Annotated in this window: 11 protein-coding genes; 10 read left to right on the top strand and 1 reads right to left on the bottom strand. The window is 64.3% G+C overall.

The genetic code is table 11. From position 1 onward, the window contains the following. Positions 1 to 23 precede the first annotated feature (23 nt). From ABIN98_RS24590 to ABIN98_RS24545, 10 genes are all read left to right on the top strand, one after another. The gene (locus ABIN98_RS24590) at positions 24 to 419 is read left to right on the top strand and encodes an OB-fold domain-containing protein (protein WP_346914128.1); all 396 of its coding nucleotides are present in this window, start codon (positions 24 to 26) and stop codon (positions 417 to 419) included. Next, positions 382 to 1,596: a thiolase family protein gene (locus ABIN98_RS24585; protein WP_346914126.1), complete on the top strand. Its 1,215-nt coding sequence runs from the start codon at positions 382 to 384 to the stop codon at positions 1,594 to 1,596. Before ABIN98_RS24590 ends, ABIN98_RS24585 begins: the two co-directional genes overlap by 38 nt. A 144-nt stretch (positions 1,597 to 1,740) precedes the next feature. Beyond that, a complete protein-coding gene (locus tag ABIN98_RS24580; RefSeq protein ID WP_346914124.1) occupies positions 1,741 to 2,640 on the top strand; it encodes a LysR family transcriptional regulator in 900 nt (299 codons plus the stop codon). A gap of 214 nt (positions 2,641 to 2,854) precedes the next feature. Continuing rightward, a complete protein-coding gene (locus ABIN98_RS24575) occupies positions 2,855 to 3,988 on the top strand; it encodes a ring-opening amidohydrolase (protein ID WP_346914122.1) in 1,134 nt (377 codons plus the stop codon). A 1-nt stretch (position 3,989) separates the two neighbouring features. Continuing rightward, positions 3,990 to 5,216 (top strand): hypothetical protein, encoded by a 1,227-nt coding sequence (locus ABIN98_RS24570; protein WP_346914120.1) that lies wholly within the window; start codon positions 3,990 to 3,992, stop codon positions 5,214 to 5,216. Positions 5,217 to 5,267: 51 nt separating this feature from the next. Continuing rightward, positions 5,268 to 6,251, top strand: a complete 984-nt coding sequence (locus ABIN98_RS24565; protein ID WP_346914118.1) for an ABC transporter substrate-binding protein — start codon at positions 5,268 to 5,270, stop codon at positions 6,249 to 6,251. After that, positions 6,248 to 7,099, top strand: a complete 852-nt coding sequence (locus ABIN98_RS24560) for an ABC transporter ATP-binding protein (RefSeq protein WP_346914116.1) — start codon at positions 6,248 to 6,250, stop codon at positions 7,097 to 7,099. Before ABIN98_RS24565 ends, ABIN98_RS24560 begins: the two co-directional genes overlap by 4 nt. Further along, positions 7,096 to 7,872, top strand: a complete 777-nt coding sequence (locus ABIN98_RS24555) for an ABC transporter permease (RefSeq protein WP_346914114.1) — start codon at positions 7,096 to 7,098, stop codon at positions 7,870 to 7,872. Before ABIN98_RS24560 ends, ABIN98_RS24555 begins: the two co-directional genes overlap by 4 nt. Positions 7,873 to 7,906: 34 nt before the next feature. After that, on the top strand, positions 7,907 to 8,989 hold the full coding sequence (locus ABIN98_RS24550; protein WP_346914112.1) for a ring-opening amidohydrolase: 1,083 nt from the start codon (positions 7,907 to 7,909) through the stop codon (positions 8,987 to 8,989). Continuing rightward, positions 8,986 to 10,347, top strand: a complete 1,362-nt coding sequence (locus ABIN98_RS24545) for an amidase (RefSeq protein WP_346914110.1) — start codon at positions 8,986 to 8,988, stop codon at positions 10,345 to 10,347. The genes ABIN98_RS24550 and ABIN98_RS24545 overlap by 4 nt, the downstream gene beginning before the upstream one ends. A 62-nt stretch (positions 10,348 to 10,409) precedes the next feature. On the opposite strand, the gene ABIN98_RS24540 is transcribed toward ABIN98_RS24545, so the two are convergent. Further along, positions 10,410 to 11,113 (bottom strand): molybdopterin cofactor-binding domain-containing protein (locus tag ABIN98_RS24540; RefSeq protein ID WP_346914108.1); only part of this gene is annotated, 704 nt, incomplete at its 5' end.

The following is an 11,113-nucleotide window of genomic DNA, read 5'->3' as shown; positions in this document are numbered from 1 at the left end:
AGCTCCGTCCTCTCCGGGAGGGGATGTTTCATTTCGACGAAAACGGCATGCCGACGGCCCTGATAGGCGGACGGTGCACGGTATGCGGACAGGTATCCTTCCCGGCCAGAAAGGCCTGCGGCTCCTGCGGTCCGGAAGCGCCGATCGAAACACATCTGCTTTCAGCGGAAGGCCGGGTTTACGCGGCGACCAGAGTGCATGTCCCATCGGCTCTGGGGCATAAGCCTCCCTATGCCTATGGCTACGTCGACCTGCCGGCGGACAAGACCCGGATCTTCGCGCCTTTGGTCGGAGAAGACGATACCGGTTGGGAGCCGGGACAGGCCGTCGAACTGGTTTTTTGCGAGATACCTGCCGAAAAGATGCAGGGCGTCCTGGGCTATGCCTTCACTCAAGCGCCCCGAGGCGATGATGTCTGAACCTTCGAGAAACGCCTATATATCAGGCGTAGGCATGACGGATTTCGGGCGTCATCCGGACCGGTCGCTGACTGATCTGGCCAGCGAGGCCGTGCTGGAAGCCCTCGGCGATGCGGTTGTTGCCCCGAACGAATTGAACGCTGTTTACTGCGGCAGCGCGATGGCCGCTCTCGTCCAGGGAGACACAGGTGTCGGTCAATCGGTACTCATGGAAATCGGTGTGACCGGAATTCCCGTGATCAATGTGGAGAACGCCTGCGCGACCGGTGCCACAGCGCTTCATCTAGCCTGGCGGGATGTGGCCTGGGGCATCCATGACGTTGTCCTCGCACTGGGCGTCGATAAGGCCGTCATGCCGAAGGGAACGGTTCTGGCTGCCGGAACCGCACAGTTCGAAGCCCAGCTCGGCGACATTTTTCCGGGCACATTCGCCTTGATCGCCAATCGGCACATGTCGATCCATGGCACGACGGCGGAGCAACTCGCCGAGGTCTCGGTGAAGAACCATGATCACGGCGTCCTCAACGAAAAGGCCCAGTTCAACAAGCCTGTGACACTGGATGAAGTTCTCGCCGCACCGATGATCGCGGAGCCTTTGACGCTTTTTTCCTGCTGCCCGAACAGCGATGGCGCCGCAGCGGTCGTGGTGTGTTCCAGGGACTGGCTGGACCGGCGGGGCTCCAGGGCGGCGATCCGCATTGCAGCATCGGTTCTGTCTTCCGGTGACTACGCGCCTCTGAGAGACATGACGGTTTGGGACAGCGAGGTCCGGACCGCTCAAATGGCCTATGAAGCGGCGGGGATCGGCCCGGAAGATCTGGACCTCGTCGAGCTCCACGACGCCTTCACGATATCCGAAATCGTTCACACCGAAGCGCTGGGACTTTGTCTCCCGGGCGAAGGCGGACGATTGATCGATAGCGGCGCGACCAGACTGGGTGGCCGGATCCCGGTGAACCCCAGCGGCGGGCTGCTTGCCCGCGGACATCCGCCGGGCGCGACCGGTCTGGCGCAGATCTACGAAATTGCGAAACAGCTCCGCGGTGCTTGCGGCAAACGTCAGATCGAGGACGCTCGTATCGGGCTTGCCCAGATCATGGGCGGAAACAAGGGCAATGATGCCCAGGCCTGTGCGATCCATATTCTGGAACGCCTGGACACAGCTCATCTGAACTGATCTTCCATTCAACGGAAGTGACCAGACGCTGCGCCCCCGTACCGCCAGACGGAAGCCTGGGGTCGATTTGGACTTGTGGCCGGGAGAGCCGCCTGAGAAGATGACCACTCCCGCGCCCGCCCCCGCATCGACAGATCCCGCTTCATGTTCCGCCCTCCCCGCCACTATCTTTATCTCGATGCCGTCGCACGGGCCGGATCGATCCGGAAGGCAGCCGCCAAGCTCGGCGTCGCCTCCACCGCCCTGAACCGGAAGATCCTGGAAATCGAGGACGAGCTCGGCATGCCGATGTTCGAGCGTCTTGCCAAGGGGGTCCGGTTGACGACGGCCGGCGAAGTTCTGATCGATGCGATCCGGCGGAACCTGTCCGATATCGATGCGGCCAATGCACAGATCGAGCAGTTACGCGGTCTTGTACGCGGCAACGTCAGCCTGGCGATTGCCCATTCGGTGGCCAACAGCCTCGTCCCGACCGCGATCGCCGGCTATCAGGTCCATCATCCAAGGGTCAATTTCCAGCTGATGGTCGGCGGAACGGTCGATCTGGTGGCGGCTCTCCTGCGCGACGAGACAGACCTGGCCCTGGTCCATGATCCGGCGCCGACGCCGGATCTCAACGAGATCGCCTCGATCCGGCAACCGCTCTGCGCCATCGTCCGCCACGATCATCCACTGGCCGGCCGCAGCAAGCTGCGCCTTGCCGACTGTCAGCCCTATCCGATCGCCCTGGGCAATCGCACCTTCGGCGGCCGCCAGCTGATCGATCCCGTCCTCAAGCGCGCCAACCTCAGCCTGAACGTGGTGCTGGAATCGAATACGGTGCGCTCGCTGATGGTCTACGCCAAGCAGACGGGCGCCGTCTGCTTCCAGTTCCAGATCGGAACCCTTGAGGACACGGCTGCCGGCGAGCTCGTTGCGATTCCGCTCACCGACCCGGAGCTGACCAACGGCCGACTGGTTCTCGTCAACCGGAACGGTCGGAAATTGTCACTGCCCGCCATCAGTTTTGCCGAAACCCTGAAACAGCATATGGCCCGCGTTTAAGCAGATCCGGCCCAGGGTATCGTTCCCAAGAGCGATACATATCAAGGGTTGCTTTCAGCATCCAAGACACCTCCATCACCGCCGTGACTGCGTTCTCTTGAAGCAAGAGTGCACACATTTTGCTCTCACCATGAGTGTTTTTTTGACCTATGCCGGAACTGTCTTTCCCTCCAACCTGTGAGGCGAAACAACACATCAAGTGGGACGACTTTTCTTGCAGGCGGACGTTTTCAAACTCTCCATGGACCATCCCGGCGATGTCTCGGCCCTGGCGAACCTGATCAACAGCGGCCAGGTCCGCGCGGACCAGATCGTGGCCTTCATCGGCAAGACCGAAGGCAATGGCGGCGTGAACGATTTCACCCGCGGCTATTTCACCGACCGGCTGATGACCATGCTGTCGGGACATCTGAACGAACCTGCGGAAGGTCTGGCCCGGCGCCTGCCCTGCATCCTGTCCGGCGGCACTGAAGGCGTCCTGTCACCCCATTACCTCGTGTTCTGCCGCAAGGAAACGGATGCACCCGGAACCGGCGCGCTCGCCATCGGCAAGGCCTTCTCCCCGGTTCTCGAGCACCAGTATGTCGGCACACGAGACCATGCGCTCAGCGTCGCCGAGGCCGTCAAGGCGGCGATCGCCGATGCCGGGATCGAGAATATCGAGGATGTCCATTTCGTTCAGGTGAAAGCCCCCTGCCTGACGTCCGAGCGGATCGCCGGGCTCAGGGAAAAGGGCCTGCCGCTGCCGGCCACGAGCGCCGGCCAGTCCATGGCCCTTGCCCGCGCTGCCGGCGCCTTCGGCGTGGCCCTGGCGCTGGGCGACATTACCTCCGAGGCTCTTTCGGCCTCCCTGTTTCTGCAGGACTTCAGCCATTTTTGCGACCGGGCCAGCGTATCCTCCGGCGTCGAGGTCGAGGCCAATGAGGTCATCGTCCTCGGAAACAGCCCGAAATGGTCGGGCAACCTGCGCATCTCTCACCGGGCCATGGACGATGCCATCGACCTGGCCGCCGTCCAGAACGTTCTCGGCGATCTCGGCTTGTCAGCGAAGTCACAGGTCAGCGCTTCTGAGCGCGACCGGATCCGGGGCGTTCTGGTCAAGGCGGAACCGGACCGCAGCGGCAGGATCCACGGCCAGCGCCACACCATGCTGAACGACACGGACATCGACCCCCAGCGCCATATCCGCGGCGCGGTCGGCGGGGTCGTCGCGAGCGTCATCGGCGATACCCGGATTTTCGTCTCCGGCGGCGCGGAGCATCAAGGACCCGATGGCGGCGGACTGATTGCCGTGATCGCAGAAAACGCGGCAGGGACTACGCCGCCGGAACAGGACACAGGAGTATAAAATGCGGGTTGTCATCATCGGAGCTGGAGTTGCCGGATGTGTGGTCGCACGTGGCCTGTCCCGCATGCCCGGTCTGGAAATCCACTGCCTGGAGCGGGTCGAACCCGGCGACCACGCGGAAAGCGGCACCGGCCTCAACATCGGCCCGAACGCGGTTCAGGCCCTGAGGGCCACCGATCCGGAACTGGCCGGCCTGATCGACGACGCCTCGCTGGAGTGGAAGAACTGGCGCGTTTCGCTGACCGACGGCACCGTCCTGTTCGACCTGCCGCTGAACGAAGTCTCCCCCAGCAACGGCTGGCGCCTGCGCTGGTCGGAGCTTTACAAAGTGCTGCGGGAGTCCGCCGAAGGCCTGATCCGCTACGGCTGCACGGTTGAGGAAATGGGCAAGACCGCCGACGGCTCCGGAAAGACCTTCGTGCGCTGGAGCGACAAGGATGGTTCCCACGAACTGACCGACATCGATCTGCTCATCGCCGTCGACGGCCGGTTCTCCCAGACCCGCAACGTCTTTGCCGGCGGCGTGAACTCCCGCCAGATCGGCGTGGCGATCTTCCGCACGCTCATTCCCGATACCAGCGACGGTCTGATCACCGACTACGAGCAGTGGTTCAACGGACCGAACCGCCTGCTCGCCTACCGGGTGCCGCCCGGCCACATCTACATCGCCGGCACCTTCCCGATCGCCAAGGAAGGGGAAACGCCGGACGAGCTGAAGACCGCCGACGCTCTGCGCGCCGCCTACACCCCGCGCACGGCCCCGCCAAGCGATCAGGCGAAGTGGATGATCGACACGATCTGTTCGCCCGACAGCGAGCTGCATTGGGCACGGATCCAGGAATCCGAGGCCCGGCACAGCGAGCCGGACGTCAACGTTCTTTATCTCGGCGACAGCTCAAACGGCATGGTGCCGACGCTTGGACAGGGCGCGACCCAGGCCATCGAAGGCGCCTGCGCGGCCCTTACGGCCATCGAAAACCGCATGGCCGTCGGCGACACCGACGTTCGCAGCTGGCTGACCGCCATCGAAGCGTCGCGTTCCGAGCGCATCCGCTTCGTCATGGAATTCTCGCTTGAGGCGAGCGACACCCTTCTGGCCGGTTCGGATCCGGTCGAAGGCACACTGAAGAAAAGAAGTCCGGCGTTCCTGGAAAAACTCAAGCGACTTTACAACGACATAGGAACGATCGGCTCGGCTCATCCCGAGGAGGAACGCGCCGCCGGCTGACAGGCCAGAGGCCCGGGGACAGAGACAACTTCCAGATACAGGGACTTCATCATGAACAAGACCAATTCCTTTAAAAGGCTGGTGACCGCCGGCCTGATCCTGGCGGCGACCGCCTGCGGCACGATCACCGCGCATGCGGCCGACAAGGTCAAAGTCGGCGTCTTCAGCGCCAGCTCCGCCCTGCCCTATTACGTCGGCCTGAAGCGCGGCTATTTCGATGAGGTCGACATCGAGGTGGAAACCGTGGTCATCGGCACCCACCCGCTGATCGTCCAGGCACTGGTGACCGGTGACATCGACGTCGCCTCCAACGTCGTGACCCTGGAAGGCGCCAACATCGTTGCCCGCCGTCCCGGCACGCTCAAGTTTATCGCCCTCAACGGCCAGAACGCCGAATACATCATGGAGCAGTTCGTGGTCGCGCCTAACAGCACCGCGAAAACCGTCGCCGATCTGAAAGGCGCAAAGCTCTTCTCCGCCCCCGGGCCGGCGAACCTTGGGGCCGCCAAGGCTGTTCTGGCCGCCGCCGGCCTGAAGGAAGGCACGGATTTCACAATCCAGGAACAGGGCATGGGCAACCACATGGGCGCCATGAAGGGCGGCACCTTCGACGGTGGTTTCACCCTTGAGGCGCTGGCCAGCTCGATGATCGATCAGGGGATCGCGAAGCGGCTGGAAGCCGGCGTCATCTCCAAGTACCTGCTTAAGGACGAGGCTGCCGAGGCCTATGCCGCCGGCGCTGCTGTCTCGGGCAAGATGCTGGAGGAACGTCCGGACGTCGCCGCCCGCTTCGCCAAGGCCTGGGAAAAGGCAACGGCGGATGCGAACAACGATCCGACCGCCCGCGCCTATATGGCGGAGGACATGCGGGTCAATCCGAAGCTGGTCGACACGGTTCCGCTGGCCCATTTCGTGATGTCCAAGGACCTGAGCGAAAAGCAGATCGAAGACTTCCAGAAATTCATCCAGATCGGCGTCGACCTCGGCGTTGTCGCAAAGCCGGTCAAGGCCGAAGATCTTCTGGAAAAGGAATGAGAGTGCCCATCGAACAACAAGGCATGACAGGCGAAGCGGCGGTGCATCAGGCACCGCCGTCAGCCGACCCGGATCGCTTGCGCTGGTTTCCCAAGGGAACCCACATCACGGTACGCGGCCTCACCAAGACCTTCGACGACGTCGTTCTCTACCGGGATTTCGACCTCGATATTCCGAAGGCCAAGGTCATCTCCGTCTTCGGCCCCAACGGCTGCGGCAAGAGCACCCTGATCAACATGATCTCCGGGATCATGGACTATGACGCCGGCCAGATCCTGTTCGATGGCAAGACCGCGCGCGAAACCCGTATCGGCTATGTGTTCCAGAACTATCGGGAAGCGGTCTTCCCCTGGCTTAAGGCGATCGACAACATCCGCTATCCGCTGCAGTTCCTGAACCTCTCCAAGGCGGAGCGCGACCGGCGGGTGGAGCATCTGCTCGAAAGCTTCGACGTCAAGATCGACCTGAACCGCTATCCGTACGAACTTTCCGGCGGCCAGCAGCAGCTCGTCTCCATTATGCGGGCCTTAGTCGTGGATCCGGAGGTCTTGTTCCTCGACGAGCCCTTCTCCGCGCTCGACTACGAGATGACCCTGTTCCTGCGGGACAAGCTGCAGAAGGTCCTGACCGAGCTGCAGGTGACCACCCTGCTCGTCTCCCACGATCTGGACGAGGCGGTCGCCCTGGCTGACGAGATCCTGCTTCTGACCAAGAAGCCGACCCAGGTCGCCGACCGGCTGATGTTCGATGCGCCGCGCCCGCGGACCGCGGAGACGACCCTGACCCCGGAATTTATCGACGTGAAGACCCGCAGCCTGGAGATCTTCCAGCGCGAGGTGCGCAAATGAGCCAGAACACGAAAATCGCCAAATTCATCCGCCAGATCCAGCCGCTGATCGGCGCCGCCTTCCTCGTTCTGCTGTGGTGGCTGGCAAGTGCCGGCAGGCTGATCGATCCGGTGCTGCTGCCCTCCCCGGCGGAATCCTGGCACGCCTTCATTTACGGCCTGACCGAAGGCACGCTCTGGCACGACTTCTGGCAGACCATCGTCCGCACCACCGTCTCCTTCGTCATTGCCATCATCGTCGCGGTGCCGATCGGTGTGTTCCTCGGCTCGTCGGAAACGGTCTACCGCTCGGTGGAGTTTTCCGTCGACTTCTTCCGCTCCACGCCCGCCTCCGCGCTGTTTCCGCTGTTCCTGGTCATGTTCGGGGTCGGCGAGGAAGCCAAGATCGCAGTGGCCGCCTTCGGCGCGGCGCTGATCATCCTGTTCAACACCGCCTACGGCGTGATGAACGCCCGCAAGCAGCGCCAGCTCGCAGCCCGTGTCATGGGCGCCTCGAAGTTCCGCATCCTGACCGATGTCACCATCTGGGAATCCCTGCCGCAGACCTTCGTCGGCATGCGCTCCGGCATTTCCATCGCGCTCGTCATCGTGATCGTGGCGGAAATGTTCATCGGCTCCACCGACGGGCTCGGCCAGCGCATCATCAACGCCCAGATGATCTTCGACATGCCGGAGATGTACGCGGCGATCTTCGCCTCGGGCGCCCTGGGCTACGGGCTGAACCTGCTTTTCATCATTCTGGAACGCCGCTTCGTCCACTGGGGCGGAAAGTAACGGTGCTCCCACAAACGAAAGGATCAAGGCGCAGATGAAGGTCGGCGTACACAAGATCGCAATGGCGTCCCCGAGCGACGTTTCCGAACTCACGGCCCTGATCGCCGACGGCGCGATCGACCCCAAGGCTATCGTCGCCGTGATCGGCAAGACGGAAGGAAACGGCGGCGCCAACGATTTCACCCGTGGCTTTGCCACCCTGGCCTTCGCCCTGGCGCTCAGCCCCTACAGGGACCAGTCCGCCGACGAGGTCATGAGTGACATCGCCTTCGTCTGGTCCGGCGGCACTGAAGGGGTTCTGTCGCCGCATGCGACCGTCTTCACCCGGACGACGAGCGAAACCGGGGCAAGCCACCCGGAAGGACGCCTTGCGCTGGGCATCGCCATGACCCGGGACATTCGCCCGGAAGAAATCGGCACCATGGCCCATGTTGAAGAGGTCGCGAACGCCGTCCGCCGGGCTCAGCAGGACGCCGGCATCCCGGACGGGGCGGACGTGCACTACGTTCAGGTCAAGGGTCCCCTGCTCTCGCCGGAGAAGATCGCCGACGCGGACAGCCGTGGCGAGCCGCTCGTCACCCGCGACCCGAACGGATCAAAGCCCTTTGCGCGCGGCGCCATGGCGCTCGGCGTCGGTCTCGGCCTCGGCGAAATCTCAGGCGAGGCCGTAACCGCGGACACCATCGCCGAGGACATGTCGGTCTTTTCAAGCGTGGCCTCCACCTCCGCCGGCGGAGAGCTGACCAAATGCGAGATCCTTCTGTTCGGCAACGCGCCGGGGGCCTCGAGCGACTGCCGGATCGGACATGCTATCCTGAAAGACGCCATCGATGCGGACGGGACCCGCAGCGCCCTTGCCGATGCCGGATACACGGACGAAGATGGCCCTGACGCCATCCTGTCTGTCTTTGCCAAGGGCGAGGCGGCGGCCAAGATCCGGGGCCGCCGCACCACCATGATGTCGGACGCCGATATACATTTCGAACGCCACGCCCGCGCCGCTGCCGGCGCCGTGATTGCCTCCGTCACCGGCGATCCGGCGATCTTCCTCTCCGGCGGAACGGAACATCAGTGTGCTCCCGGAGAGGCGCCGGTCGCGGCGATCGTCAAGGCATGACGGCCCCGCTCTGGCAATTGTCGGCGGCCCGACTGGTGGAAGGCTACCGCAGTGGCGCCTTCACTCCGGTCGACGCGCTCAAGGCGGTCCTGGAACGGTGCGAAGCCGTCAACCCGTCTCTCAACGCGGTCGTGACGCTGGCACCGGAAGCAGCTCTTGAGGCTGCAGAGCTTTCCGCGAAGCGCTGGCAGGCCGGAGCGCCGCTTGGGCCCCTCGACGGCGTGCCGATCTCCATCAAGGACAATCTCCAGGTCAAGGGCATGCGCGCCACCTGGGGCAGCCGGGCTTTTGCCGAGTTCATCCCTGATCACGACGAGGTGCCAGTGGAGCGCCTGCGGGCGCAAGGGCTGGTCCTCTTCGGCAAGACCAACGTGCCGGAGCTGACCCTTCAGGGCTACACCGACAACCTTCTCTTCGGCGCGACCGGCAACCCGCATGCGCCGGCCCTCACCCCCGGCGGCTCCAGCGGCGGCGCGGTCGCAGCAGTCGGCTCGGGCATCGGCCCGCTGGCCTTATGCACCGATGGCGGCGGCTCCATCCGCAGGCCCGCTGCCCACGGCGGGTTGTTCGGGCTGAAACCGTCGGCCCGTACCGTACGGCGCGGCAAGGGCTTTCCGGCGATCCTCGGCGAATTCGAGGGGGTCGGCCCGATTGCCCGGACCCTGGAAGACGTGGCGCTGATGCTCGAGGTTCTGGCCGAAGACGATTTGCCGAACGGCGAGCTTTCGGTAGCCCCGCGCATTCTCCACGCCCGAACCTTCGCCGGCCAGCCGGTCGATCCGGAAATCGCCGCCGGTATCGACGACATCGCCCGCCGCCTGACGGACGCCGGCTGCGAGGTCACGACCCTCGATAGCCTCGATATCCTGAGCGGCATGGACGCGGTCTGGCCCGTCGTCAGCGCCTCCGGCGTCGCGTGGCTGTTCGACCAGTATCCGGCCCTGACCGAAATGGCTGGAAAAGATCTGCAGGCCATGGCGGAAACCGGCCGGGGCTGCACCGCCGCCGACTATGCCGGCGCCATCGCCGGTATCGAGACGATCAAGGACCGTTTCCTCACCCGCCTCGCCGGCTTTGACGCCCTGCTGACCCCCGCCATCGCGGCGCTCTCCTGGCCCAAGGCAACAAGCCATCCGGGCACCATCGCCGGCCAGCCCGTCGGCCCGCGCGGCCACGCCATCTTCACCGCCTTCGCCAACGCCCTCGGCCTCCCCGGCCTCAGCGTCCCCGCCGGTGTCTCCGCCGCAGGCCTGCCCTACGGCTTCCAGCTCGTCGGGCCCGACCGCTCGGAAAAGCGGCTGATCGCCATTGCGGAGCGGCTGAGCCCGAAAAGCCCGGGTATCCCGACCGGGACCTGAAGTCCCTGCGTTGAACCACCGGCGGCGCCTTCACTGACAAGCGCCGCCGGCAGTCATTGTCCTCACATCACCGTCACCAGATCCTCAAGCCGGACCGGGAACTTGCGCACCCGGACGCCGGTTGCGTGATAGATGGCGTTGGCGATGGCGCCGGCGGTGCCGGTGATGCCGATTTCGCCGACGCCCTTGATGCCAAGCGGATTGATGTGATCATCCTCCTCCGGGATCAGCAGCGCCTCGACAGAGGGCACGTCGGCGTTGACCGGCACGTGGTATTCGCCGAGATCCGCATTGCCGATCCGGCCTGTGCGGGGGTCGAGGTCCACCGCCTCGTGGAGCGCGAAGGACAGGCCCCAGATCATGCCGCCCAGATACTGGCTGCGCGCCAGATGCGGGTTGATGATCCGGCCCGCCGCGAACGCGCCGACAAGCCGCGTCACGCGCGTCTGGCCGAGATCCGGATCGACCCGGACTTCGGCAAAGACTGCGCCATGGGCCTGGAACGCATAGTCTTCCGCCACGGACGGATCACGCGCACCCTTGCCGTTGCCCTCGACCCCGGTCCGTCCGGTGCGGGCGAGGATTTCCGTATAGGCCTCGCTGCGGCTGTCGTCGTCCGCCCTGTGCAGACGTCCGTTCTTGGCGACCACCCCGGCGTTACCCGCCCCGAACAGCGGCGAGGCCGGATCGGCGGTGGCGAGTTCGGCAAGCTTGGCGACCGCGTCACTACCCGCCCCCTCGATTGCCATGCCCGCGGTTGCCGTGT

It is taken from the genome of uncultured Roseibium sp., assembly GCF_963675095.2.
Taxonomy (GTDB): domain Bacteria; phylum Pseudomonadota; class Alphaproteobacteria; order Rhizobiales; family Stappiaceae; genus Roseibium.
This window is presented reverse-complemented; position numbering and strand designations above follow the sequence as displayed.

Bases quoted from the DNA above. Each gene is read 5' to 3' on its own strand.
- ABIN98_RS24590 (WP_346914128.1), top strand. From the start codon at position 24: ATGTTTCATTTCGACGAAAACGGCATGCCGACGGCCCTGATAGGCGGA.
- ABIN98_RS24585 (WP_346914126.1), top strand. From the start codon at position 382: ATGCCTTCACTCAAGCGCCCCGAGGCGATGATGTCTGAACCTTCGAGA.
- ABIN98_RS24580 (WP_346914124.1), top strand. From the start codon at position 1,741: ATGTTCCGCCCTCCCCGCCACTATCTTTATCTCGATGCCGTCGCACGG.
- ABIN98_RS24570 (WP_346914120.1), top strand. From the start codon at position 3,990: ATGCGGGTTGTCATCATCGGAGCTGGAGTTGCCGGATGTGTGGTCGCA.
- ABIN98_RS24565 (WP_346914118.1), top strand. From the start codon at position 5,268: ATGAACAAGACCAATTCCTTTAAAAGGCTGGTGACCGCCGGCCTGATC.
- ABIN98_RS24560 (WP_346914116.1), top strand. From the start codon at position 6,248: ATGAGAGTGCCCATCGAACAACAAGGCATGACAGGCGAAGCGGCGGTG.
- ABIN98_RS24555 (WP_346914114.1), top strand. From the start codon at position 7,096: ATGAGCCAGAACACGAAAATCGCCAAATTCATCCGCCAGATCCAGCCG.
- ABIN98_RS24550 (WP_346914112.1), top strand. From the start codon at position 7,907: ATGAAGGTCGGCGTACACAAGATCGCAATGGCGTCCCCGAGCGACGTT.
- ABIN98_RS24545 (WP_346914110.1), top strand. From the start codon at position 8,986: ATGACGGCCCCGCTCTGGCAATTGTCGGCGGCCCGACTGGTGGAAGGC.